Source organism: Mesorhizobium sp. B2-8-9, from assembly GCF_006439475.1.
Classification (GTDB): Bacteria; Pseudomonadota; Alphaproteobacteria; order Rhizobiales; family Rhizobiaceae; genus Mesorhizobium.
Window position 1 is genome coordinate 1 of sequence record NZ_VFTQ01000053.1, and the last position, 22538, is coordinate 22538.

At 61.7% G+C, this 22538-nt stretch carries 24 protein-coding genes and 6 pseudogenes; 13 read left to right on the forward strand and 17 right to left on the reverse strand.

Annotated elements, in window-relative coordinates:
• Positions 1–244 (forward strand): hypothetical protein (locus tag FJ423_RS33925; protein ID WP_210239589.1); only part of this gene is annotated, 244 nt, incomplete at its 5' end.
• Here the strand turns inward: FJ423_RS33925 and FJ423_RS32445 are convergent.
• Positions 231–596 carry a VOC family protein gene (locus tag FJ423_RS32445; RefSeq protein ID WP_140847749.1) on the reverse strand — a complete coding sequence of 122 codons (366 nt, stop codon included), beginning with the start codon at positions 594–596 and terminating at the stop codon, positions 231–233. The genes FJ423_RS33925 and FJ423_RS32445 overlap by 14 nt on opposite strands.
• A 557-nt stretch (positions 597–1153) precedes the next feature.
• Between FJ423_RS32445 and FJ423_RS34455 the strand changes: the two are divergent.
• Positions 1154–1676: pseudogene (locus FJ423_RS34455) on the forward strand (DUF6088 family protein); the annotation flags it as partial.
• A 53-nt stretch (positions 1677–1729) separates the two neighbouring features.
• Here FJ423_RS34455 and FJ423_RS32455 read toward each other — a convergent pair.
• From FJ423_RS32455 to FJ423_RS32480, 6 genes are read right to left on the reverse strand one after another with little or no spacing between them, the layout of a single operon-like run.
• Positions 1730–2992 carry an ABC transporter substrate-binding protein gene (locus tag FJ423_RS32455; RefSeq protein ID WP_140847751.1) on the reverse strand — a complete coding sequence of 421 codons (1263 nt, stop codon included), beginning with the start codon at positions 2990–2992 and terminating at the stop codon, positions 1730–1732.
• A gap of 50 nt (positions 2993–3042) precedes the next feature.
• On the reverse strand, positions 3043–3474 hold the full coding sequence (locus FJ423_RS32460) for a hypothetical protein (protein ID WP_140847753.1): 432 nt from the start codon (positions 3472–3474) through the stop codon (positions 3043–3045).
• Positions 3471–4526, reverse strand: a complete 1056-nt coding sequence (locus tag FJ423_RS32465) for an aldo/keto reductase (RefSeq protein WP_140847756.1) — start codon at positions 4524–4526, stop codon at positions 3471–3473. Before FJ423_RS32465 ends, FJ423_RS32460 begins: the two co-directional genes overlap by 4 nt.
• Complete coding sequence (locus FJ423_RS32470) at positions 4523–4882, reverse strand: TIGR04076 family protein (protein ID WP_140847759.1); 360 nt, start codon at positions 4880–4882, stop codon at positions 4523–4525. The genes FJ423_RS32465 and FJ423_RS32470 overlap by 4 nt, the downstream gene beginning before the upstream one ends.
• A 2-nt stretch (positions 4883–4884) precedes the next feature.
• Positions 4885–5373 (reverse strand): DUF3830 family protein, encoded by a 489-nt coding sequence (locus tag FJ423_RS32475; protein ID WP_140847762.1) that lies wholly within the window; start codon positions 5371–5373, stop codon positions 4885–4887.
• Position 5374: 1 nt separating this feature from the next.
• A complete protein-coding gene (locus tag FJ423_RS32480; protein WP_140847765.1) occupies positions 5375–6103 on the reverse strand; it encodes a GntR family transcriptional regulator in 729 nt (242 codons plus the stop codon).
• A 151-nt stretch (positions 6104–6254) separates the two neighbouring features.
• On the opposite strand from FJ423_RS32480, the gene FJ423_RS32485 reads away from it, so the two are divergent.
• The 5 genes from FJ423_RS32485 to FJ423_RS32505 are packed head-to-tail and all read left to right on the forward strand — an operon-like array spanning position 6255 to position 10981.
• Complete coding sequence (locus tag FJ423_RS32485; RefSeq protein ID WP_246680379.1) at positions 6255–7043, forward strand: ABC transporter ATP-binding protein; 789 nt, start codon at positions 6255–6257, stop codon at positions 7041–7043.
• A complete protein-coding gene (locus FJ423_RS32490; protein ID WP_140847771.1) occupies positions 7040–7807 on the forward strand; it encodes an ABC transporter ATP-binding protein in 768 nt (255 codons plus the stop codon). Before FJ423_RS32485 ends, FJ423_RS32490 begins: the two co-directional genes overlap by 4 nt.
• Positions 7804–8712 (forward strand): branched-chain amino acid ABC transporter permease, encoded by a 909-nt coding sequence (locus FJ423_RS32495; protein WP_140847774.1) that lies wholly within the window; start codon positions 7804–7806, stop codon positions 8710–8712. Before FJ423_RS32490 ends, FJ423_RS32495 begins: the two co-directional genes overlap by 4 nt.
• Entirely contained in the window at positions 8709–9686 is a 978-nt protein-coding gene (locus tag FJ423_RS32500) for a branched-chain amino acid ABC transporter permease (RefSeq protein ID WP_181174976.1), read from the forward strand. Before FJ423_RS32495 ends, FJ423_RS32500 begins: the two co-directional genes overlap by 4 nt.
• A 5-nt stretch (positions 9687–9691) precedes the next feature.
• A complete protein-coding gene (locus FJ423_RS32505) occupies positions 9692–10981 on the forward strand; it encodes an FAD-dependent oxidoreductase (RefSeq protein WP_181174977.1) in 1290 nt (429 codons plus the stop codon).
• Positions 10982–11570: 589 nt separating this feature from the next.
• Here the strand turns inward: FJ423_RS32505 and FJ423_RS32510 are convergent.
• The 6 genes and pseudogenes from FJ423_RS32510 to FJ423_RS34475 all read right to left on the reverse strand — a co-directional run bounded on the left by FJ423_RS32510 (position 11571) and on the right by FJ423_RS34475 (position 14304).
• The gene (locus FJ423_RS32510) at positions 11571–11756 is read right to left on the reverse strand and encodes a CsbD family protein (protein ID WP_348642947.1); all 186 of its coding nucleotides are present in this window, start codon (positions 11754–11756) and stop codon (positions 11571–11573) included.
• A 205-nt stretch (positions 11757–11961) separates the two neighbouring features.
• Positions 11962–12309 (reverse strand): annotated as a pseudogene (locus tag FJ423_RS34700) (DUF892 family protein); the annotation flags it as partial.
• 214 nt (positions 12310–12523) lie between these two features.
• Complete coding sequence (locus tag FJ423_RS32520; protein ID WP_140847780.1) at positions 12524–13390, reverse strand: DUF3618 domain-containing protein; 867 nt, start codon at positions 13388–13390, stop codon at positions 12524–12526.
• Positions 13387–13578: a phage holin family protein gene (locus tag FJ423_RS34465; protein ID WP_246680380.1), complete on the reverse strand. Its 192-nt coding sequence runs from the start codon at positions 13576–13578 to the stop codon at positions 13387–13389. The genes FJ423_RS32520 and FJ423_RS34465 overlap by 4 nt, the downstream gene beginning before the upstream one ends.
• A gap of 61 nt (positions 13579–13639) precedes the next feature.
• Positions 13640–13780 (reverse strand): annotated as a pseudogene (locus FJ423_RS34470) (phage holin family protein); the annotation flags it as partial.
• Positions 13777–14304: a hypothetical protein gene (locus tag FJ423_RS34475; protein ID WP_246680381.1), complete on the reverse strand. Its 528-nt coding sequence runs from the start codon at positions 14302–14304 to the stop codon at positions 13777–13779. The pseudogene FJ423_RS34470 and the gene FJ423_RS34475, both read right to left, overlap by 4 nt.
• A gap of 149 nt (positions 14305–14453) precedes the next feature.
• On the opposite strand from FJ423_RS34475, the gene FJ423_RS32535 reads away from it, so the two are divergent.
• From FJ423_RS32535 to FJ423_RS34705, 6 genes are all read left to right on the forward strand, one after another.
• Positions 14454–14639, forward strand: coding sequence for a DUF3606 domain-containing protein (locus FJ423_RS32535; protein WP_140847783.1), 186 nt, complete (start codon positions 14454–14456; stop codon positions 14637–14639).
• Between the two features lie 148 nt (positions 14640–14787).
• Complete coding sequence (locus FJ423_RS32540) at positions 14788–16335, forward strand: ATPase domain-containing protein (RefSeq protein WP_140847787.1); 1548 nt, start codon at positions 14788–14790, stop codon at positions 16333–16335.
• The gene (locus tag FJ423_RS32545) at positions 16316–17788 is read left to right on the forward strand and encodes a PAS domain S-box protein (protein WP_181174978.1); all 1473 of its coding nucleotides are present in this window, start codon (positions 16316–16318) and stop codon (positions 17786–17788) included. Before FJ423_RS32540 ends, FJ423_RS32545 begins: the two co-directional genes overlap by 20 nt.
• Positions 17788–18153: a response regulator gene (locus FJ423_RS32550; RefSeq protein ID WP_246680382.1), complete on the forward strand. Its 366-nt coding sequence runs from the start codon at positions 17788–17790 to the stop codon at positions 18151–18153. The genes FJ423_RS32545 and FJ423_RS32550 overlap by 1 nt, the downstream gene beginning before the upstream one ends.
• Positions 18154–18554: 401 nt before the next feature.
• Positions 18555–18746, forward strand: a complete 192-nt coding sequence (locus tag FJ423_RS32555) for a hypothetical protein (RefSeq protein WP_140847797.1) — start codon at positions 18555–18557, stop codon at positions 18744–18746.
• 595 nt (positions 18747–19341) lie between these two features.
• Positions 19342–20154 carry a CatB-related O-acetyltransferase gene (locus FJ423_RS34705; RefSeq protein ID WP_281409028.1) on the forward strand — a complete coding sequence of 271 codons (813 nt, stop codon included), beginning with the start codon at positions 19342–19344 and terminating at the stop codon, positions 20152–20154.
• Positions 20155–20502: 348 nt separating this feature from the next.
• On the opposite strand, the pseudogene FJ423_RS34870 reads toward FJ423_RS34705, so the two are convergent.
• The 4 genes and pseudogenes from FJ423_RS34870 to FJ423_RS34490 form a co-directional block, all read right to left on the reverse strand.
• Positions 20503–20607: pseudogene (locus FJ423_RS34870) on the reverse strand (sugar phosphate isomerase/epimerase); the annotation flags it as partial.
• Entirely contained in the window at positions 20606–21556 is a 951-nt protein-coding gene (locus FJ423_RS32570; RefSeq protein ID WP_140847800.1) for an NADP-dependent oxidoreductase, read from the reverse strand. The pseudogene FJ423_RS34870 and the gene FJ423_RS32570, both read right to left, overlap by 2 nt.
• 97 nt (positions 21557–21653) lie before the next feature.
• A pseudogene (locus FJ423_RS34485) lies at positions 21654–21860 on the reverse strand (hypothetical protein); the annotation flags it as partial.
• Between the two features lie 216 nt (positions 21861–22076).
• A pseudogene (locus tag FJ423_RS34490) lies at positions 22077–22293 on the reverse strand (DUF2274 domain-containing protein); the annotation flags it as partial.
• Positions 22294–22538 lie beyond the last annotated feature (245 nt).

The following is a 22538-nucleotide window of genomic DNA, read 5'->3' on the forward strand; positions in this document are numbered from 1 at the left end:
GGCGGGAATGGGCCGGTCGCTAGGAATCGCCGGCCGCGAGCGGATCTCGTGGCGCTATGGAGCGGTCGCGCAGCGCGAGCGCTCGGATTGCTTGTCTGCTTGGTTTCAGCGACTGTGGCATCAAGTGCGGCCACGCACTTCAATGCCAGCCGGGCAGCTCCCTCAGCTGCATTCGGTCGGACTTGCGAAGCGCATGAACATGAACGTCGTTGTTGACGATCTGCGCGCACTCATTTCTTCTTGAATTCAAACAGCTCAACCAGATTGCCCGACGGATCTTCCAGAAGTCTGGCGCGACCAGCTCCCGCCTCGCTGATTTCTCCTTTGAATTTGACGCCTGCATCGTTCAACCGGCCGACGACGACATCTATGTCCTTCGTGACGATCATGAATCGGTTCCACCCGCCAGGTTCTGGTTTGCCGCCAGCAGTTCCTCCACTGCCTGCCCCCGGAGCGCTAAGGTAAAGCGTGAGATCATCGCGAATGAGCGCTGCGAACTTGCCAGGGTTGTGCATGTCAACCTCGAACTCGAGGTTATCGCGATAAAACGCGACCGAACTGTCAACGTCTGTCACAATGTATCGGACGGATGCCATGGCCCGTGCTCCTTTCACCATAGAAAGTGAACTGGCCGATGGGAATGTGGTTCCTTGGCATTGGCGGCCAATAGTCTGCCGGTCGGCTGATGAGGACACGACCTGGGCTTCTACCGCCTGCAGAGCAGCGTCGCTCGATTTCTATCTGTCGCTGGTCTCCGATTGCTTATACATCCTCCTATCCCATGCCTACTTCATGGCGATCCCTGTCACTCCCACTCAATTGTTCAAAATCGAGCTAAACCGTTGATTTAGTTTGATTTTTTCTTCCGCTAATGCCAATAAGCCGACCGGAGGGCCGTTAGAATCATGCGGTCATGATTTTAAAGGGAAATTTTCGCGAAAATTTTTTGCGTCGTTTCGGCATCTATCGGGATCAATCGCCCTTCAGAGCCGGATTTTTCGGTCGGCATCAACCTTGCCGCCGACTCCGAAAAGTACCGTCATCAACTGCTTTAGCAGATTGGAAAGCGAAAATCGAGATCGCCTCAGGAATGGCCGCAGCTCCACGGACCCAACTCTTGGATGTCAGAAAAAGATAGGTTGTTTTCTGACGCATGAAAATGGTCGCCGCCTCTGTTCCCGACCGGGTATGAAGCGTGTCCGCGCCAGCGGACGCGGCAGCACCTTCACGCCCAGCGACTTCCTCACCGTCGCGGCTCGCCCGGCTGTCGATCAAGCCCTCTCCCGGCTGGTCAAAGGTGGGCAGCTCCGCCGGCTCGCGCGCGGCTTTACGATTTCCCTAAGCTGCATCGGAAGCTCGGGCCGTTGTCGCCTTCTCCGGACGATGTCGCCCACGCTCTTGCTCGGGAGACCGGTTCGCAGGTGCAGATTGCCGGGGCACGGGCAGCCAACGCGCTCGGTCTCTCAACGCAGGTTCCTGCTCAAAGCATCTATCTCACCGACGGCCCGTCGCGCCGTGTCGTGCTGGGCAAGCGTGTCGTCGATGTTCGCCACGCCTCACCCAAGCATCTGATCGCACCGGGCAGCCCCGCCGGTACGGTGGTGCAGGCGCTTCGTCATGTCGGCCCCGTTCGGGCGGCTGACGTCGCGCAGGTCGCCGCGCGTCGGCTTTCCGCCGACGTGATGCGGGGAGAGGAAGACCGCATCCGCCCGGGGCCTTCGCGGAGGGCTTATTTGTTCAATTTCGCCTGCAACGCGTTGACGTCATCTGTCGTCATCTCGCCGTCGGTCGTCACCTTGCCGTCAACAATCTTCCACAGGCGGAACGGGCCGGTGATATCACCAAATTTGTCGAAGGCGATCGGACCGATGACGCCTTCGTAGCGGATCGGCTTACCGTCCTTGATCAGGCCGAGCGACTTGGCGAATTCCTCCTTGCCGGCATAGATCGGTGTGCCTGCCGGATCGACCGCCTTGTACATGGCGTCCTTGATCTTGGCCGGGTCGTCGGAGCCGGCGATGGCGATGGCGAGCCCGACGATGGCCCCGGCGTCATAGGAACGATCGGCGGCCGGGTTCGAGGGCTCGATGCCTGAGAATTCCTTGTAGTTCTTGTTGAAATAGTCCGTCGACGCGGTCGGGCTGGTGCCGGAGGACGTGCCATAGGCATCCTTGAGATAATCAGCCCCGACGGATTCAATGAAGTCGGGACTGTTCATGCCGTCATTGAGCAGGAACTTCTGCACGCCGCCTTGCGAGATCCAGGTGCGGGCGACGGTGGCGCCGTCGACCGGCGTGCTGACGAGATAGAGCCCGTCCGGTTCACCGGCCATCGCCGCCGTCACTTCCGAGGCATAACTCGACTGCTTCTCATTGTAGGGCGTGTCGGAGACGACAGTGCCGCCGAGCGCCTTATAGGCGCGCGAGAACTCCGCCACCATGTTGACGCCGAAGTCGTTGTTGACGTGGATGATCGACAGCTTCTTGAAGCCTTTGTCGATGGCGTATTTGGCGGCGGCCACGCCCTGCAGCGCATCCGAGGTGATGGTGCGGAAGAAAATGCCGTTGGTCTTGCCGTCGCGACCGAGCGCGGTCAGCGTCGGCGAGGAGGACGCAGGCGATACCTGGACGATCTTGGCCGGAGCGGTGACTGAGGTGAGGATCGGGATCGACACCGAAGAGATGATGCCGCCGATGATCACCGGCACTTTCTTGACCTGGACAAGTTGGGTCGCGGCGTCGACCGCCACATTGCCCTGGCTCTGGCTGTCGCGCGTGTCGGTCGAGAGATCGCAGCCGCGCACGCCGCCCGCGGCATTGATATCGCGGAAGGCCATCTCGACCGACTTGGCGCCGGCCTGGCCGTATTCGCCGGCCGGGCCGGTCAGTTCCATGACCAGGCCGACGGTGATCTTGCAGTCGGCGGCGTGCGCCGCGCCTGCCAGCGTGACGAGAGCGAGCGCGGTGGTGAGTTTCAGTATCGTGTTTCTCATTGTTGTTCCCCTTGAGTTACTCGACTTTGCTTTGATCTCTTGAGCCTGTCTCAGCGTTCCGGCACCTGCAGCCAGGTCTCATGCAGATGCCGCCATTCGACGCCGTTGGGCGCCGATGCACTGGTGGTGAAGATGGCGCTCGACTGGCGGCGGCTGAGCTTGCCCTCGCGCAGCTGCGTCTCGACATAGAGGACGACGATCGTGTCGTCGGTTTGCCAGCCGGGCCTGATGTCCTCGATCGAGATGGCAAAGCCGTCATCGCAGGTGGCGCGGCTTTGCCTGACATGGTCGATGACCGCGCCGCGACCGAGGACCGCGCCGCTCGGCGCGACCATGGTCAAGCCTTCACCCATGGCGGCCTCGAAGCGACCGAAGTCCACCGCGTCGGCGCGCGCGGCGACGAACCAGTCGACGAAGAAGCGGTGCAGGTCGATCACCTCGGCGCTAGCACGGGAGAACAGCGAGGTGTCCATGGCGCTCATACCCGGCCCGCGTTCAGGTTGTAGTGCATGATAGAGCCGTGGCGGCCATGGCGGTCACGCTCAAGCGTGTAGACGTCGCCCTCGAGGCCCGGGCTTTGCGCGATCACGGCGCCGATCGCCGCCTTGTCGTCGGGGCTCAGTTGGACGTCCATGATTGCCGCATTGGCAAGCGCGTGCGACTGGTTGCGGGCGCCGACGATGACGGCCGCGACCTGCGGCTGTTCCAGCACCCAGGCGCTGGCGATGGTGGCGATGTCGACGCCGCGGCGATCGCCGACCGCGTTCAATACTCGCAGCAATTGCTGGAACAGGTCCCAGCCGCCAAAATCGTCGATGATCAGCTTGTATTTGACCAGCGAGCGGTTTTCGAGCGGGGTCGCCGGTTCGGCAGCGCCAAGCCATCGATCGCTGAGGAAACCGCCGGCAACCGAACCATAGCAAAGGAAATTCATGCCATGCTGCTTCGCCAGCGAGGCAAGGCTTCGGGCAGGACGCTGGTCGAGCACGGAATATTGTAGTTGCTGACTGACCAGCGGAATGCCCGCGGCCAGGATTTCGGCGAGCCGCCGCGTATCGAAATTGGTGGTGCCGAGATTGCGAACCTTACCTTCGCGGCGGAGCTCGTCCAGCCAACCCATCGCCTCGACATAACGAGGCTGCGCATAGTCCCACCAGTGGAATTGCACGAGGTCGATGCGCTCAGTCTTCAGCCTGCGCAGCGACTGGTCGATAATGCCCCTGATATAGTCGCGGCTGATGCCGGCCAGCCGCTCAAGATCGGGCACCAGCTTGGTGTGCACCTTCATCCTGGCGGCGGCATCGAGGCCGCGTTCGTTGCCAAGCCGCAGACGCGCGGCGCCGATCAGTTCCTCGACGCCGGTGTAGATGTCGGCGCAGTCGTAGGTGAAGATGCCGGCGTCGAACGTTGCGACAAGATCGGCCACCGCCTGTTCACGGTCTATCGCGCCGTGGCCGCCGGCCAGTTGCCAGCCGCCGCGAATGACGCGCGAAATGGCGTAGCCTGGGGCAAGCTCGAAAGTCTTGGCGGTCATTTGTGCTCCGTCTCCCCCGGCAGCGGCACCGCCGTCGTTTCGGCATGGCTGAACCGCCGCTTGGCCAGCCTGACGATCCTGAGCCGGCTGGCGCAGTTGGGATCTGGACAGGCAATCTCGGCATCAGACGTCATCCAGTCATTGGCGTGCGCCGGCCGCTGCTTGGCCGCCAGCAGTGGCAGCACGGCGGCAATGGAATAGATCGAAAACCCCTGCCCTGTCGGCAGCGACAGCATCTCGCCCTTCAGTTCGAAATAGTCGCCAGGCTTGGCGCCGCAATAGATCGGCTTATCTTCGGGGATGACTGCCTCGACGCGAAGATCGAAGAGCTCGAAACTGTCGTCGCGCTCGACCATTTTCAGATCTCCGCTCGCGTGAAGGTGACGTCGCAGGCGCCATTGCGGCGAATGACGCCGCAGGCTGCGGCGAACTGTTCCCGCTGCTCCGGCAGCACTTGTGCAGCGACGCTTCCAGCGAGCCAGCCGATCGGGAACAAGAGCCGCGCGCCCTGCCCGTAGAACAGGCCGATGTCGAAGATCGCATTCGGATTGCCGCCCCACATGCGCGGCGGCACATAGGAGAGCACGATATCGCCGGGCTGGGGCGTCACTGTCGCATTCTCGGCCGGCAACGGCTGCGCATAGGGCTGGCCCTCCAGATGCGACGGCGGCACCGGACAGGAGATTTCAGGACCGGTCCATATCGCGTGGATGCCGGCGACCACGCGCGGCTTCTCCAGATAGCTCCAGAGAAAGGCAGCGTTGCTGGGTGCCTTTTCCGGCAGCAGCAGCGCCGCAGCCGATAGGCCTGAACGCGGCTCGGTGATTTGTATGGCGCCCTTCGTCATCTCACTCCGTTCGTGCGTTGGATTGCAGCTTGTCGCGAAGGAAGGCAAAGGGCCGGCTGATGTCGGCCACCAATGCCTCGCGCGCGGCCTGTGCATTCTGCGCCGCAAGCGCTGCCACGATGCTGCGATGGTAATGCGCGGTGTCCACCTCGCCGGCTTCGGAAAAGGCGTAGATAGCGACGCGGATGCATGGGCCGGATTGCAGCCAGAGGCTCTCTATCATTGGTATCAGCACTGCAGACCCGCAGGCACGGTAGATTTCGAAGTGAAAGCTCTGGTTGAGCGTAACCTCGCGGTCGACATCCTTCTTGTGCTTCAGTGCCCGGACCTCGTCCCATTCGCGCAGCAGGGCCTCGACGGTCGCAATTCCACGCGACCCCATACGAGTTGCGGCGAGCGAGATCGCCTCCCCCTCGATCAGGATACGTGCGCGCAGCAGGTCATCGATCCGCTCAAGCGTGATCGGCGGGACGCGCACCGAGCGGTTTGGCAGCGCCTCGAGCGCTTTTTCCGTGATCAGCCGTCCAAGCGCTTCGCGGACCGGCATGGTCGAGGTGATCAGCGCGTCGGCAAGGCCGCGAATGGTCAGCACCTGGCTTGGCTCGAACAGGCCGCCAATCAGAGCGCGGCGCAGCTCGGAATAGACGCGGTCCTGCACGGTCTCGCGGCCGACCGGCGCAAGTTGCGCGGCGAAAACGTCATTGCTCCGCTCCGCGGCTGCCTTGTGCATGCGCTTTCGACTCCAGCTTTTGGCCGACCTGTCTGTTTTCGGGCTTGCGGAGAAAATTAAAGCTGATTAGCGTGATCAAAGCAAGTGTGATCACATATCAAAATCAGCAAACGAAAAAACGCTTGCGGCCGACGGACTGATGGGAGAGACGGTGAAACGGCACGGGTCAAGGCCCCAGGAACCGGTGCTGGCGGCAAGAAACGTCGTCAGGCGCTTCGGTGGGCTCGTCGCGGTCAACGATGTCTCGTTCGATGTTCGCTCTGGCGAGATTCTGGGCGTGATCGGCCCCAACGGCGCGGGGAAGACGACAATGTTCGACCTGCTTGCCGGCAGCATCCTGCCATCCAGCGGCGAGATCTATCTAGGTGGCGTCGCTGTTTCCAGCGAAGCCGCGCACAACCGCATCGGCCGAGGCCTCGGCCGCACGTTCCAGATCCCGCGGCCGCTTCCCAACCTGACGCTGATCGAGAACGTCATGCTTGCCGCGCAAGGACAGACCGGCGAACGGCTGCTTGCCAATTTCCTCGCACCGTGGCGGGTCGCCGCCGAAGAGAAAGCCGCCGCGAAGAAAGCCGCCGAGCTGCTGGAGCTCGTCTCGCTGACCCGCCTGGCGCACGAGCCGGCTCGGGTGCTTTCCGGCGGCCAGCGCAAGCTGCTCGAGCTCGCCCGCGTGATGATGGCCGATCCGGCGATCATCCTGCTCGACGAGCCGGCGGCCGGGGTCAACGCCACGCTGCTCGAGGTCATCATCGAGCGCATCCGCGAGATCAACGAGAGCGGCATCACCTTCCTGCTGATCGAGCACAACATCGACATGGTCACACGGCTTTGCCACCGCGTGCTGGTGATGGCGAGCGGCGAGCTGCTCTGCGAGGGCACAGCCGACGAGGTGGCGCGCGACCCGCGCGTCATCGAGGCTTATCTCGGAGGCGCGGCATGAGCGAAGCCGTGCTTGACGTTAGCGATCTCGAAGCCGGCTACGAGCCTGGCGTGCCGATCGTGCGCGGCGCCTCAATCACCGTCAACAAGGGCGAGATCGTCGTCGTCCTCGGGCCGAATGGCGCGGGAAAATCGAGCCTGATCAGGGCCATCGCCGGCCTTGTCCCGATCAGCCGGGGCAAGGTTCTGCTTGATGGCAAGGACATCACCGCGGCGCCCGCCCACACCATGGTCCGCCTCGGCCTTGCCTTCGTGCCGCAGACTGAAAACGTCTTTCCACGGATGTCGGTGGAGGACAATCTGAAGGTCGCCTGCGGCATCCTTGAGCGGCGCCAGGCGCCTGCCCGCATCGAGGAAATGTACGCGGCCTTCCCCGACCTTCGGCGCCAGCGGCGAACCCCCGCCGGCAACCTCTCGGGCGGGCAGCGGCAGATGCTTGCGGTAGCGCGGGCGCTGATCGTCCATCCGAAGGTGCTGGTGCTCGACGAGCCCTCGGCCGGACTGTCGCCGAAATTCGTGTCGATGGTGTTCGAGATGCTTTCGGCCATCCGCAAGTCCGGCGTCACCATCCTGCTGGTCGAGCAGAACGCCAAGGCAGCGCTCGCCATCGGCGATCGCGCATATGTGCTGGTCGAGGGCAAAGAGCGGCACGAGGGGGTCGCCTCGACGCTATGGGACGACCCGGTCGTCGCAGAGCTCTATCTCGGCCAGCGGCCAGTCCATAAGGACAGCGCACGGCACACCGAGATGGGAGGCGCGGCATGAGCCTGCAATTCATCGTCGATGGGCTGCTCACCGGCTCGATGATCGGGCTTGGCGCCATCGGCGTGACGCTGACTTATTCCATCTTGCGCTTCTCGAACTTCGCCCATGGCGATTTCATGGCCTGGGGCACCTATGCGACCTTGGCCGTCGTCGGCGCCATTACCGCCATGTTCGGCAAGGTGGCGCCGATCGCGCCTTTGTCCTTCGGCTGGCCGCTCATCGTCGCGCTGGTCGTCGGCGTGGCGTTTACGGCCCTGCTTGCGCTGCTGCTCGACAAGGTGCTGTTTTCGCGGCTGCGCAAGCAGGAGCAGGCGATCATCGTGGTGATGGGCAGCTTCGGCGCCTCGATGGCTCTCAGAAGCCTGCTCGAATTCATCTTCACCTCGCGCCCGACCTATTTCAGCCGTGCCATCCAGATCGCGATGCCGGTCGGCTTCGGGGTCCGCATCACGCCCGATCAGATCGCGCTCCTGCTGCTGACGGCCGTGCTTGTGCTTGGCGTGCATCTTTTGACGACACACACCCAGACCGGCCGCTCCATGCAGGCGATGAGTCAGAACCCGGCGCTTGCCCGCACCGCCGGCATCGACGTCGCCAGCGTCGTGCGCGTCACCTGGGTCATCGGCGCGGCACTGGCCTGCGTCGCCGGCGTGATGATCGGCGTGCTGGTTCAGATCCGTCCACTGATGGGTTTCGACATGCTGTTGCCGATGTTCGCCGCCGCCATATTGGGTGGCATCGGCAGCATTCCGGGTGCGGTGCTGGGCGGCCTGATCATCGGCCTCGCCGAGGCCGGCGCCGTCCAGCTGATCGGCGCTGAATGGCGCGCCGCGGTCTCCTTCATCATCCTGATGGCAGTGCTGATCGTGCGCCCCATCGGGCTCTTCGGGGTGCGTGAAAGATGATCGATCTAGTGGGCTACGGCGCCTTCTTCCTGACAACGGCATTGATCTTCTCGCTGGTCACGCTGGGCCTCAACCTGCAATGGGGGCTGACCGGTCTGTTCAATGTCGGCCTAGCCGGCTTCGTCGCCATCGGAGCCTACACCTCGGCGCTGCTCACCACGCCCGACGACCCCGCCCGGCTGGGTGGCTTCGGCCTGCCGATCCTCATCGGCTGGCTGGGGGCGATGTTTGCCGGTGGGGTTGCCGCCGCGCTGACCGGCATCGCCACGTTGCGGCTCAGATCGGATTATCTGGCAATCACTACTTTCGGTGTTGCGGTCGTCGTGCAACTGGTCGCGCTCAACGCGCAGAAGCTGACGGGCGGCCCATTCGGCATCGGCTTCATCCCGCGACCCTTCGGCGATCTCGCCGAAACGCCGCTGCTCTTCAACCTATCGAATCTGGCCATCGTCTCGGCGGTGACGCTCGCCGCATATCTGGCACTCGAACATCTGACGCGCAGTCCGTGGGGCCGGGTCCTGAAAGCCTTGCGCGAAGACGAACGCGCCGCGATTTCGCTCGGCAAGAGCGCACGCTTCTATCGTGTCCAGGCCTTTGCCGTCGGCGGCGCGATCATGGCGCTTGCCGGCGCGCTGCAGGCGCATTTCACCGGCTTCATAGCACCCGACAATTACCTGTCGATCCTCACCTTCCAAGTTTGGGTGATGCTGATCGTCGGCGGCTCCGGAAGCAACGCCGGCGCCGTTGCGGGCAGTGTGCTGGTCTGGGCGATATGGGCGGGCTCGGGCGCTCTCACGAGCGTGCTCTTCGCGCCCGAACAACAGGCGCGAGCCGCATCTTTGCAAATCGTCGCCATCGGCGTGATGCTATGCGTTATCCTATTGGTTCGGCCGAACGGAATGTTCGGTGAGCGACCACGGCGGACGCGTTTCGGCAAGCGGACGAAGGCCACAGCCAGGGAAAGCGGATCCTGAACGCAATGGCGCCGCAAGAAGCGCTGTCCCTGTGGCATGCGGTCAGCCGCGACCGCCGCCTCCGGCCAGCGCTGGAAGATGGCCTCGATGTCGATCTTGCCATCGTCGGCGGCGGCTTTGCCGGCCTGTCGACCGCACTGCATGCGGCCAGCAAAGGCCTTTCGGTGGCTGTGCTCGAGGCAGAGATCATCGCCTGGGGCGCCACGGGCCGCAACGCGGGCTTCGTTGTGCCGAATTTCGCCAAGATGGATCCGGACGCCATAGTGGCGCATCTCGGTGCCGAGCGCGGCGAGCGGCTGATCGGAGTCGCCGCGGGCAGCGCCGACCTCGTGTTCAACCTGATCGAGCGGCATAGCATCGCCTGCGACGCCGTCCAGAACGGCTGGATACAAGCGGCGCACTCATCGGCTGCTCTCGTAAGAATCCGATCCCGCGCCAGGCAATGGGCGGAGCGCGGCCGGCCGGCGGTGATACTGGACAGCCACCAGACCGAGGCGTTGACCGGCGCGCGAGACTATGCCGGCGGCTGGATGGACCGCTCAGGCGGCGTGCTCAATCCGGTCGAATTCGCGCGCGGACTGGCCGATGCGGCCGAGAACGCCGGCGCACGGATTTTCGAGCACTCGCGTGTCACATCGATCGACCGATTGTCCGACGGCTGGACGTTGACGACTCCGTCCGGCTCGCTGCGTGCCGGCAAGGTGCTGATCGCAACCAACGCCTATGGCGGGGCGCTCAACCCGACACTGCAGCGCACCTATTTTCCGCTGAAGGTTTTCCAGATCGCGACGGCGCCGCTGCCGTCGAACGCGCGCCAGCGCCTGCTGCCTGGAGACCAGGGTTTCTCCGACACCAGACGCAATCTCATCACCTTCCGCTTTGATGCCCGGAACCGGCTGATCAGCGGCGGCATGCATGTGGTAAGCGCGGGTGCCGAGAGGCGCGTGCCGCAGACAATCTGGCGGCGACTGGCGAGATGCCTGGAACTGCCCGACCTGCCGCCGCCTGAGTATAGCTGGTCGGGGATCGCCGCCATCGAGCCGGATTTCCTGCCGCATCTGATCGACCTCGGCCCAGGTCTGATGGCGGCCCGGGCCTGCAATGGACGCGGCATCGCCATGACCACGGCCATGGGCAAGGTGCTGGCCGACTGGGCCGCCGGGACAGAAGGGCGCGACCTGCCGTTGCCATTTGCGCCGCCGGCGCCGATCCCCCTTCACGGCTTGCTGCGCTACGCGCCCAACATGCTGCTGCCTTGGAGCATGTTGCGCGACCGGTTTGATCGGACCGGTTAGGACAGTTTCGATCACAGCCAAATTCAAACCATCGCCCTCATTTCGACAGATGGAAGGCAGGTGGTCCGCGACACCTCAAAGCAGAGACAGCGTCAGGAGATCGGTTCCGGGCGACGGTCAGGCCGAAACCGGTCCGAGTTGGAGCCGGCTCTCTCTATCAGTCAGTATATGCAGCTTGTTTCTGACGGCTGACGTCCGCTCGGAGGCGCAACGCAGACACGCCTTTACGCACGCCGTTCTACGCCGCAGCCCTCGCGCCATATTGAAAGCACTTTACTTGATCAGGGATGCGGTCGCAGATCGGGTCTGCTAGATCGGAGATGGAGATTAGCAGTCGAGCAGGAGTCAGACATAACCACGAAGGCAATTTATAGGGCGGCGAAAATCACCGCCGAAAAACTGCCGAATTTCGCAACATCGCCCTTGGTCGAGCGACGGCGAACCTCGTCTTCAAGGGCGGCACCTCGCTCTGCCAACGCGTTCGGGGCTATCCGCCGCTTCTCCGAGGACGTCGACCGAGCTCTCGAAGCTGGCCAGGCGATACCTTGCACGACTTTGCAGCGACGGAGCGCGCTGATTCCACGAATGCTTAGTCCTTTAAGGCGTCTCGGACAGCGTCCTTTGCCTTGCCCACACCCTTTTGCAGCGTGCCCTCGGCTTTGTCAGCCGCCCCGTCGGCGCGGAGCTTGTCGTCACCTGTAGCCTTGCCGATCTTGTCCTTGACCTCGCCGCGCAGTTTCTTGGCAGATCCCTTTACTTCGTCCTTGTGCATCATCGTGCTCCTCCATCTCGGATGACCCAACGCGGGGTTAGCGGGAATGTTCCTAGTGCAAACGGCGCATCTAAATGATCGGCTTTCGGTCTGCAGCGTGACGTGCCCCGTGTCCGCGCGGCCATACGCGGGCCAACGTTCCTGACTCAAGCGAGCTGGGTCCGCCCCCTGTTGCACAGCGGGGCGGGCTGTAAGCCTTCGACCGAAATCAGCGTTTCGCGGCGTCGCTGTCTGCGTCTGCCCGCATCAGGAACTGTTCCGTGACCTGCTGCAGGTTGCTTTTCAGCCACTCGGCCATCGCTTCCTCCTCACGCGAGTTCTGTTCGCACACGCGGGCAATCTCTGCCTCGCCCGCGGCATTGGCCGCGGCGATAAGGATCGTCTAGGACCCGACTTCGATATGTTCGAACGTGTGGCTCGCAAGCGAGCCTTTCAGGACGTAGTCGCCGGCGAACACGCCGCTGATCGACTGCGCCGTGGCGGTTAGCTTGCCATCGGCGTCCTTCAACATGCACGACCCTTCATCAAGTCCGTCCAGGCAGGTCTTGAGCCGCCTGGCCTGCTCTCGTCCAGATGGGCGCGAAGGCGCCGCTCAGTTCAGGTAGCTCTCAATGCCCGGACAGCATATCTTTGCCTGTTCCTCTGACGTGAGCGTCCCTCAACCAGTGGACAAGCTAGTCGCGCGATTCAGCCATTGCGGTACCTCCCTTAATCTGAGGCCTCCCGAACCGAGCGGGCGCGCATTGTTCCTTGACGTGTTGGAAAATCGGCTATGATTTCCGAGAGGAGGACGGGTCGGAAGCGGAGAGCTTCTCGCGCATCGACTCCTCGGTCTTGTCCGCCGCGGATTTGACGACGCCGCTGACCTCGTCTGCCAGGATGCCCTCGCTTGAGGCCTCCCGTCCGGCTTCGTCGCTTGCCGTCCGGTAGGCTTCGGCCGCAACTTGCTTTGCAGTGTCGAGTCCTTCTTTCAAACTGTCTTCGGCACTGTCGCGAAGCCGCTCGCGACAAGCGCCTAGGTGCTCGTCCTCGATTTTCGTGTGCGGCCGCATGGCCCCGATCGCGGCACCGATGGCGAGACCGACCGCGGCTACCGCCAGAGGTTGATTCTGCAAAAGCTCCTGCGCGGAGCGGTTGGCGCTCGTCGCCATGTTTGTCGTAGCAGCCGCGGAGTCGCTAAGCGTGTTCGCTGCGCTGCTTGCGAGGCCCGACACTGTGCCGGCTGCTTCGCTTGCCCTTTCCGAGACAGTTCCGGCCGCCCCGCTGGCCGCTTCGGCGACAGAGCCTGCCGCATCCGAGGCGGTCGAACCCATTCCAGCGCCGAACGCTCCATGATCGAGGCCAGGACCGCGCCGCGTCACACCATCGGTACCAGCCGGCGTGGCGGAGGCGCCGCTGCCCAACATTAGCCAGGCCAGGCCCGCGCCGATCACCGTCAGCGGCAACGGATTGTCCCGCACCTGGGCCTTCAGGTTGTGAAGCATTTCGGAGCCCGCGCCGCCTCTGAAATGCCCGGTGAATTCGTCAAAGAGCTGCCCGGGGGTCATCTTGTCGCGAATGGAGTCGGCGGTCGCCACCACTCTTGCGCGCGTGGCTTCCGCTTCGCGTTCGAGCTCTGCTGCGGATCTCTCGGTCATCTCGCTTGTTCCTTGATCACGTTCACGTCACGCTTGAGCTGTTCCTGTGTACGGTCCGGCGCGAGCTCGGAAGGCGCCATGCTCGCCATGCCGGTCCGCAACAGGATCACGCCAAGCACGGCCACGACCACGCCGACGAGTAAAGCGGACCACCCGGCGCCCAGACCAAGGCGGGCCAGGGCGATCACAAGCGCCTGCAAACAAAATCAGCAGCGCTGCGAGCAGGCATATCGCGCCGCCCAGCACCTCGACGGCGCCTGCGCCAGCCTTGGTCGCGGCCTCCGATATCTCTGCTCTTAGGAGCCTCGCCTCCGTTTGTACGAGCGTACTCACCTCTTGGGCCAGATCGGCGACCAACGTGTCGATACTTGGATTATCGTGAGTGCTCATTTCTTCAGCTCCGCTGCCTTGCTGGGTATGCCGCCGTCGGAACCCCAATTTGTGGGAGCTCCCAGGCCGGTTTGTCCGGAATGTTCCGCCTTGGCCGCGCCGTGGGTCGGGTGGCGCGTGCCGGGCGGCGAAGCCCGTATGAAGCGGCCAAGGGCCAATCCTGCCAGAACTGAACCGGCAAGGAGCGCTCCAGGATTCTGGCGGCCAAAAGACTGAACGTCTTCGAGCACTTGTCCGAACGGCTTCTCCTTCAACGAGGAGGCCAGCCGCTCCAGCCCGCTTGCGCCCTCCTGCATAAACTTCGAGGCCGCGCTCTGGTCGCTGTTAGCCAAGTGATCGCTCGCGGCGCGCAGGGCGCCGCCGAAAGCGGCCAGGCTCCATCCGATATCGCGCTGCGTCTGCTCGGCTTTTTCGGAGATGGCCTGCTGGGCTTCGGCGGCATATGCTCCAGCCCTGCCAGAAGACAGGGTCAGCGCCGGCGAACCCTGCTTTTTCAACTTCGTTCGAAAGCCGGTCGGGGTCAATCAGACCCCGTTGGTAAAGCAGAGGTTTTTAACCGCCATCTGTCCGCGATCATCCGTCCAGACTGTTTGATGTTTTGCGCGGTGGTCGTTGATAGCATCAGGAACATTCCGGCAGCGCCGCTGTTCTCCCTGACCAGGAGGAATGAGCAATGTCAGACGACAAAGCCAGGCGAGATTTTCGCGACCGTGACCGCGTGTCGGCGGAGGAAGATTACGAGGTCCGCTATTTTGCCAAACAGCATCGGATCAGCCCCGAGCAGGTTCGGGATCTGATCAGGGAACATGGCAACGATCGAAAGACGTTAGGGCGCGAAGCGAGAAAGCTCCGCGGTTGATCAGCGTTAGGCGCGGACCAGCAACATTTTCCTGCGCCCGACGCCGTCGGGTCAAGCGCCGGGAACCCGCGCTGCCGTTTGGCGTTCTTTCGGTTCGGCGGCCGCGGCCGGCATCGTCCGCCGCACACTGGGCTTGAGGGGAAGAGAAATGCCAGACGATCACAGGAAGGGCGCTGCAACCGCGGGCGTCGATATCCACATTGATCTGGGAGAAAAGCGGGTATCTACCGGCAGTGAAGGGCTGGACGACATCTTAGGCGGCGGGTTTGACCCTGACCGCATGTATCTTTACGAGGGCCGCCCCGGCACCGGGAAAACCACGATCGCGCTTCAATTTCTGCTCGAGGGCGTACGGCTCGGCGAACGGGTGCTCTACATAACGCTTTCTGAAAGCCAACGCGAGTTGGCCTTGGTAGCCAAACGGCATGGTTGGACCCTTGATGGGATCGATGTTTTCGAGTTGGTTCCACCGGAGACGTCCCTCGACCCCGACCGTGAACTGACCATCCTTCATCCCGCTGAAATCGAACTCAGCGAAACCACAAATGTGGTGTTTGAAAAGGTTGCTGCCCTTGATCCTACGCGAGTGGTGTTCGACAGTTTGTCGGAGCTACGTTTGCTGGCCCAGAACTCGCTGCGTTACAGGCGGCAAGTTCTCGCGCTAAAGCATTTTTTCGCCGCACGTCACTGCACGGTCGTTCTCTTGGATGACCTTTCATCGGCGGATACGGATCTGCAATTGCACTCGATATGCCACGGCGTGGTCAACCTGGAACAACTGGCGCTGGACTACGGTGCGGAGCGGCGTCGGATACGTGTCATCAAAATGCGAGGCATCCGGTTCCGCGGCGGCTATCACGATTTCACAATCGTAAAAGGCGGGCTAAACATCTTCCCGCGACTGATAGCTGCGGAGCATCATAGCAAGTTTGAGGTCGAAGCCGCATCGACTGGCAATTCCGAACTCGACAAGTTGCTCGGCGGCGGGATCGAGCGGGGAACCAACGCTTTGTTCATCGGCTCCGCCGGCGCGGGAAAATCCTCCCTCGCCTTGACCGTTGCACTGGCTGCGGCTCAACGAGGCGAGCACGCCGTGTATTTCGCTTTCGACGAAGGCCGCGGCACAATTGAAGCGCGTGCGCAGACGTTGGGAATGCCGCTTGATCAGGCGCTGACCAACGGAACCTTAAAACTCCAGCAGATCGATCCGGCGGAGCTTTCTCCCGGAGAATTCGCGGCTGGGGTGCGCGCAAGTGTCGAGCGGGACAAAGCCAAAGTTGTCGTCATCGACAGCCTCAACGGGTATTTGAACGCGATGCCCGACGAACGCTTCTTGATCCTGCAAATGCACGAATTGCTGAGCTATCTCGGACAACAGGGCGTGATCACTATTCTCGTTCTCGCGCAGCATGGTCTGGTCGGTCCGATGGATACTCCACTGGACCTCAGCTATCTAAGCGACGCTGTTCTCATGCTGCGTTATTTTGAGGTCGCGGGTTCGGTACGGCGCGCGCTTTCAGTGGTCAAGAAGCGCAGTGGTAATCACGAGCATACCATCCGGGAATTTCAACTTACGCCAAATGGCGTTGCAGTCGGGCCCCCGCTTACGCAGTTCTCCGGAATCTTCTCGGGCACACCGACCTATACTAGCGACAAGGAGCTGCCAACGGTGCGCGGTGCCAACGATCAGAACTGAGATAGACGGCAGTGCGGTTGTTGTCCTTGCCCCGATCGGGCGAGATGGACCGACGGCGGTCGAGATTTTGTCACGCATCGGGGTCGCAGCGGTCGTGTGTGTCGACTATGGCGCCTTGGTCGAACGGCTGGGCCCGCAATGTCTTGCCGTGATTGCTGCCGAGGAAGGTCTGTACGGCCGTGATCTTGGGGAGTTGATCCGATGGACGAAGGATCAGCCGGTCTGGTCGGACCTTCCTTTCATTATTCTCACAAGTCACCTACCGCAAAAAAGAGTGACGACCTGGCGAGCCGAGCTGGTTTCCTCGCTCGGAAACGTCACGCTGCTTGAGCGGCCGGTGGAGTCAATCACGCTGACGAGTTCGACGCGGGCAGCGCTGCGCGCCCGCCAGCGTCAATACGAGCTCAGAGGATTGCTGAGCGAATTGGAGCACGGAAATGAGCGCTTCCGCCTGATAGTCGAGAACGCCAGAGACTATGCGATCGTCCTCAGTGACCCGGGCGATCTCATCATTGACTGGCTGCCCGGCGCCGCCGCCGTTTTCGGATGGAGCGCTGAGGAAATGCTGGGAAAGCCCGTCTCCTCAATCTTCACCCCTGAAGATCAGGCACACGGTGTACCGCAACAAGAACTCAGCCGGGCGCGCACCGAGGGCGTCGCTCCAAATATCCGATGGCATACAACAAAGGATGGAGGTCGAGTTTTCCTTGACGGCCAGACCGTGGCACTTCGCAACGATGACGGAACAATTCGCGGCTTCATGAAGATTGGCAAGGATATAACCGAGCGCAAGCGCAACGAAGAGCGCCAGGCTGTCCTCACGGCTGAGTTACAGCACCGTGTTCGCAACGTTCTTGCAATGGTCGCTTCGCTCGTAAAAAGGGGCGATACGACGTGCACGACACAGGAGTTTCGCGAACGGCTGAGCGGACGAATTGCCGCCATGGCGCGCACCCAGACTTTGCTTACACGCGGACCCGGGGAAGGTGTTGAACTGGACAACATCGTACGTGACGAACTCCTGTCGCAGGCCGCCGATCCTTCGCGAATTTCAGTCGAAGGGGCGCAAATCATATTGATGCCAAAGGCCGCTGAAGTTCTGACATTGGCAATTCACGAATTGACCACAAACGCTGCCAAGTACGGCGCCATTGGGGCTCCGCAGGGCAAGGTCAACGTTCATTGGGCCCGCAAGCCGCGCGAAGGTCGGGACTGGCTGGAGCTGGAGTGGCAAGAGAGCGGGGTGGTGATATCGTCATCTGGGGCGATGCGTAAAGGATTTGGTACCGAGTTGATCACCCGACGCGTGCCATTCGAGCTAAGGGGTGTTGGCGAGATGCAGCTTACCGATACCGGCCTTCTGTGCCGTATCTCATTTCCTCTGCAACCAAGCGAAAGCGTACTGCAGACCGACGTGCCCGCAGAGCGCGGCGCCGACAACGGGAAGAGTTGATGAGTTTCGACCTGCGCGGCCGAGCAGTGTTGATCGTCGAGGACGACTTCTACCTTGCCGACGACACTCAGCAGATGATCGAAGACGCCGGAGCGGAGGTCCTGGGTCCTTTCAGCGCCGCCGAGGAGGCTCTCTCACTGCTGGATGTGCAAAGGCCAGACTGTGCCTTAGTTGACGTTAACCTCGGCGCCGGTCCTAACTTCCTATTGGCCTCCGCTCTTCAGGCGCGAGGCATACCTTTTGTCTTCCTGACCGGCTATGACCCCGACATCATTCCGGCCGAATTCAGGGGTGTTCCCTGCCTACAAAAGCCGGTAGATCCCACGAAACTGCTTGTCGCGCTCGAAGGTCTGGAACGCAACTAGTGTTCGGAATCTGCTTGCAACCTCGATGGACCCGGTTGCGCAAACAGGCGCTTCTCTTTGCCATCCGGCTCCCTCCTCCTCTAAAAAAACGCGTGCTGCCGGAGAGCAGGCGCACACGATCTGATATAGACGTTTGGTGGAGGTTCGATGACGCTTCAGCCCGTTCTGGCTCGATAGGAGACAAAAGCGCCATGGTGCGCTAGTCCGCCTGCCGCTTGCCTTCCAGTGCGCCTGCATGCCCCCGCTGGTTGAGGGCCACTGTAATCTTATTGCAGCGAGCAAAATTGTCACAGAAATGGATAAATTCGCCTGCTCCATGCTGCATACAACAAATGTTAATGCCGATCGGTCCTGGCTAGAAGAGCCATAAGGCCGGACGGTTAACGAGGGGCTCTGGGGAAATGAAGATGCGCCACAACGGTTCTGCTACCCCGGAACAGCTCGCGATACTTGCAGCCGCGCTCAAAGAGCTTGGGGCCGATCTGCCGTTGACCAGCCCCGAGCGCGAAAGCCTGGCGGCGGAGATCATGTCGCTGTTTGAAAACGGCATTGAGACGCTGGAAGAAATAAAGACAGCGCTCTCAAAACGATAAAAAGCCCGCCGGCCCGAGCCAGCGGGCGATACTGGAGTAGCCTGGGTGCACAAAATGGCAACGTGCGCGGGCAGGCTACCCGGGAACAGCCAAAAGCCAGGTTGTTCCCCCGATATCTGTGTCATGCCCGTCAGTCGCGTCGACTCATAAGCCCCGACCGTGAAACATCTTTCGCAGATGTTCATTTGAACGTGCTGGCGAGCACAGTCCCTTCATCGCCAGCTCATGGATGCCCGCCATTCCCTGCGATGATGACGGGCATCCATCAGCCTGCAGGTGCCGGATTACCGAATCCGCAGGAACTTAACGACGAATATCTCACATTTGGATGCGCAAGTGCGAACGCCCGGTCGTTCGAAAAGGCTCCTGGTTTAAAGACCGTATCCTCATTCAAATGCCCATCCTGGTTAAAGATATCCATCCGCGACATGAGCTCGCCACCCTTCCCGAGACCGGAAGGCAGAATTGGAGACCGAGTTGGCTAACGTCAGCCGAGCCACTTTTAGTGAGCTCGTCCGGCGCGGACCAGCGAGCCTGGAACTTGTCGGTGCCTGGCGCTATTTTGCCCGGCTGATGGATAATTCCGGTATCTGGCATGCATTCCCTGGCCGTTTTGAAGAGTTTCACAATTTTGCGGCGCCGGTTCCAGATAGTCGGCAATAACCGAAGCGTCGGCGGTGGTGACCTCAGTTCTTTCGGCCACAAAGCAGTTCGGCATCGCTCGAGCGCGTTCACCAATGGCGGTAGACGCGTCGATCCTGGTCTTCTCGGATTGGGTGCGGCGCCCTCTACAGGATGTAAGTCGCTTGGTTTTCTGGCTATACTGAGCTATCGACGCCTCATGGCGATGTTTAGAGAACTGCGAACAAAGTTCGGGCTGAGAAAGCCGTATCCGGGCAGGCACGTTACTGTTGGGCGAAAGACCTACGGGGTTGATGTCAGCAACGTCTTCCAAGCGACGGCCGAAGCACCGGTCATCATTGGAAGCTACTGCTCGATCGCCGCGGGCGTTCTTTTCATAGCCGCCGGCGAGCATCCCATGTCGCTGGTCTCGACCTATCCTTTCGCTGGCGCGGACCGAGATCTGACAAAGGGGCCGATCACCATTGGCAACGATGTGTGGATAGGCTCCCGCGCCATCGTACTTTCCGGCGTGACAATTGGCCATGGCGCTGTTGTTGGGGCGGGCTCGGTTGTCACAAAGGACGTGCCGCCCTACGGAATTGTTGCGGGCAACCCGGCGAGGCTGATCAGAAATCGCTTTGAGCCGGAAGTCATAGCCGGTCTGCTCGCCATTCGATGGTGGGACTGGAGCGATGAAAAGATTGAAGCCGCAATGCCCGACTTTCACCACTCAGTGGCCGATTTCGTCTCGAAATACCAGAACAAGAATTTGACGCGGGTGTAGATCTCCGTCTCGAGAGAAAGGGGGCCACCCACTGCTTGGATTTTCCCATTGGTGACAGTAGCGCAAGATAACGAGGAGCTTAGCCAACGTGCCGTCAACGGGGCATGGTGGAGACTTCGACAGCCGGCACTGCACGGGCCGCGCCAACGGCCATCCCTTCCGTGGGAGAGAAGGATCTGAATTCTTTTTCAATCAAGAACGGCTGGGGCTTGCCCCCTTAACGATAAGGCGACCTGAAGCGGAGCATTGGCCGCAATTGCTCGGTCGGCTTCCTTCAAGGGCCAATGCCATCGGCTTCTCGCAGGAATCACCTTGCCAGTTCGGAGTCCTACACCGCACCGCGGTCCGTCATCTCGCCTGTGGTTTGTAGTAGCTTGACGCTAACGGCATCACACCCTGCAGCAGCGTAAGGGATTTCTCCCACCCCTCCAGGCTGTTGAGCAGGACGGCCTCAAGTTAGGCTTTCGGCTGCCCTCCCCAGCTTTTGCGGACGAACGCGGATGACCGTCTTTCCGGTGTGTCGCTCGCGCGCGTTGAAGGTTGCAACGGCATCATCCAGGCCCGAGACCTTGCCGATGTTCGTCCGCAGCCGTCCGTCCCGTATCCGCTGGACTAGCTCGGATAGCTGGGCGCGATCGGCCTCGACGACGAAGTCAACCGTCAAGCCGTCGGCGGGTCGAACATCCGTCGGTCCCACGACGGTCACAAGCGTTCCTCCGGCCCGGATCAGGGCTGCCGACCGCCTCTGGATATCGCCGCCGATGACGTCGAAAACCAGATCGACGCCGCCGATGTCCTCCAGAGTGTCATTTCCGAGATCGACGAATTCATTTACACCGAAGTCGAGAGCCTTCTGGCGGTCGGCGGCGCGTCCGGTGCCGATGACATAGGCTCCGGCTTCCCGTGCGAGCTGCGCCACGATCGAACCGACAGCACCGGCCGCGCCATGCGCAAGCACGCTCTGTCCCGCCTGAACGCGGCCGTGCTGGAACAGCCCCTGCCATGCGGTCAAGCCGGAGATCGGCAGACTCGCGCCCACTGTGAAGTCGACATCGCCGGGCAGCGGCGCGAGGTTGCGGGCCTCCATGGCGACGTACTCGGCGAGTGTGCCGTCGCGATGCCAGTCGGACAGGCCGAATACCCGCTGACCGATTGAAAGCCCGGTTGTCCCATAGCCGAGGGCAGTGACCACACCGGCCAATTCATGGCCCAGGATTGATGGCGTGCGATTACGAAAGGCCCGATCCGCCCAAGTAGAAGGCCACTCCAGTTCAGTGTTGACAAATCCCGCTGCATGAACCTGAACGACTGCGTCGTTTATCGCGGCTTGCGGCTCGGGCCGCTCCATCAGCTTCATTCCGGCTGTTCCCGCCGTCTGATCTCTAACAACGAGTGCTTTCATGGGAATTGTCTCCTCAGATATTGTGGGGTTGCACTAAATTGCGGGCGTGAAGCTTTTCGCTTCTCAGGCAGTTAGGCTATCGGCTCGACGCCTTCCGTTACGCCTTGATGTCGAAGTGATCGTGCGACGGCACCGGCAGCCTCTTACTGAAGAGATCCGTCCCATCATGCAGCTCATCTGCCGATGAGACGTCAGCCGTCGGTCATTTCCCGATGTATGTTTTGGCTTCATCATAGAGCTTGACCACTTGCGGGCGCCAGACATAGCGCCGCCGCCCGAACTTCTCTCGTTCCGCCCCACCCACACAGCCGAGACACCGCTGGCGTTCCCACCTTTCCGACCGCGTCGGATTATCGTGCGCCCGACGCGCAGGATTTGATCGATCTAGGCCTTGAGCACCGAGGGAACGGGCCGTTCAAGGCTAATTGGGCCGTAAGCCTTCGACAAAAGAGCATTCTCTCGGCGTCTCGGCTCCAGACGCTCGCCGGTCGTCGGCCATAGGAAAGCTCCGTTCAACCTGCTCCTTCTTTGCTTTCGCAAAGCCCCGGTCCGTTGAGATGAACCGTTCAAGCGTCGGCGCGATCGCGATGGATGGGCCGATGGCCGCCCGGTCTCGCGCCCAAGGATCTCTGCATATTTCACCAATCGCGATGCAGAGGCGCCGGCAGCTCCACTGTGATCTTCACTGGCTTGTCGTCGGCGAATATCGCCGCCGGTGAAAGAGGCGCTCTCGCCACCAACCCGAAATCGTGTGGCGGCCGGAACAAAGGGGTCTGGCGCTTGTTGAGTGACACCCATTCAACAAGGAACCTATCGATGAAACACCGCCTTAGGATGACAGCACTGTCCACCTGCGCGGTCCTGACATTCGCCGCACCTTCCTACGCCGCCGATAAAGCTCAGGACTTCGTCGACAAGGCCGCCGCCGGAGGCATGTTCGAGGTCGAGTCGAGCAAGATCGCACAAGGCAAGGCTCAGGATC

What these genes read in the sequence shown, in the direction of transcription:
- FJ423_RS32445 (WP_140847749.1), bottom strand. Translation starts at nt 596, where the DNA reads ATGGCATCCGTCCGATACATTGTGACAGACGTTGACAGTTCGGTCGCG.
- FJ423_RS32455 (WP_140847751.1), bottom strand. Translation starts at nt 2,992, where the DNA reads ATGAGAAACACGATACTGAAACTCACCACCGCGCTCGCTCTCGTCACG.
- FJ423_RS32460 (WP_140847753.1), bottom strand. Translation starts at nt 3,474, where the DNA reads ATGAGCGCCATGGACACCTCGCTGTTCTCCCGTGCTAGCGCCGAGGTG.
- FJ423_RS32465 (WP_140847756.1), bottom strand. Translation starts at nt 4,526, where the DNA reads ATGACCGCCAAGACTTTCGAGCTTGCCCCAGGCTACGCCATTTCGCGC.
- FJ423_RS32470 (WP_140847759.1), bottom strand. Translation starts at nt 4,882, where the DNA reads ATGGTCGAGCGCGACGACAGTTTCGAGCTCTTCGATCTTCGCGTCGAG.
- FJ423_RS32475 (WP_140847762.1), bottom strand. Translation starts at nt 5,373, where the DNA reads ATGACGAAGGGCGCCATACAAATCACCGAGCCGCGTTCAGGCCTATCG.
- FJ423_RS32480 (WP_140847765.1), bottom strand. Translation starts at nt 6,103, where the DNA reads ATGCACAAGGCAGCCGCGGAGCGGAGCAATGACGTTTTCGCCGCGCAA.
- FJ423_RS32490 (WP_140847771.1), top strand. Translation starts at nt 7,040, where the DNA reads ATGAGCGAAGCCGTGCTTGACGTTAGCGATCTCGAAGCCGGCTACGAG.
- FJ423_RS32495 (WP_140847774.1), top strand. Translation starts at nt 7,804, where the DNA reads ATGAGCCTGCAATTCATCGTCGATGGGCTGCTCACCGGCTCGATGATC.
- FJ423_RS32500 (WP_181174976.1), top strand. Translation starts at nt 8,709, where the DNA reads ATGATCGATCTAGTGGGCTACGGCGCCTTCTTCCTGACAACGGCATTG.
- FJ423_RS32505 (WP_181174977.1), top strand. Translation starts at nt 9,692, where the DNA reads ATGGCGCCGCAAGAAGCGCTGTCCCTGTGGCATGCGGTCAGCCGCGAC.
- FJ423_RS32510 (WP_348642947.1), bottom strand. Translation starts at nt 11,756, where the DNA reads ATGATGCACAAGGACGAAGTAAAGGGATCTGCCAAGAAACTGCGCGGC.
- FJ423_RS32520 (WP_140847780.1), bottom strand. Translation starts at nt 13,390, where the DNA reads ATGACCGAGAGATCCGCAGCAGAGCTCGAACGCGAAGCGGAAGCCACG.
- FJ423_RS32535 (WP_140847783.1), top strand. Translation starts at nt 14,454, where the DNA reads ATGTCAGACGACAAAGCCAGGCGAGATTTTCGCGACCGTGACCGCGTG.
- FJ423_RS32540 (WP_140847787.1), top strand. Translation starts at nt 14,788, where the DNA reads ATGCCAGACGATCACAGGAAGGGCGCTGCAACCGCGGGCGTCGATATC.
- FJ423_RS32550 (WP_246680382.1), top strand. Translation starts at nt 17,788, where the DNA reads ATGAGTTTCGACCTGCGCGGCCGAGCAGTGTTGATCGTCGAGGACGAC.
- FJ423_RS32555 (WP_140847797.1), top strand. Translation starts at nt 18,555, where the DNA reads ATGAAGATGCGCCACAACGGTTCTGCTACCCCGGAACAGCTCGCGATA.
- FJ423_RS34705 (WP_281409028.1), top strand. Translation starts at nt 19,342, where the DNA reads ATGCATTCCCTGGCCGTTTTGAAGAGTTTCACAATTTTGCGGCGCCGG.
- FJ423_RS32570 (WP_140847800.1), bottom strand. Translation starts at nt 21,556, where the DNA reads ATGAAAGCACTCGTTGTTAGAGATCAGACGGCGGGAACAGCCGGAATG.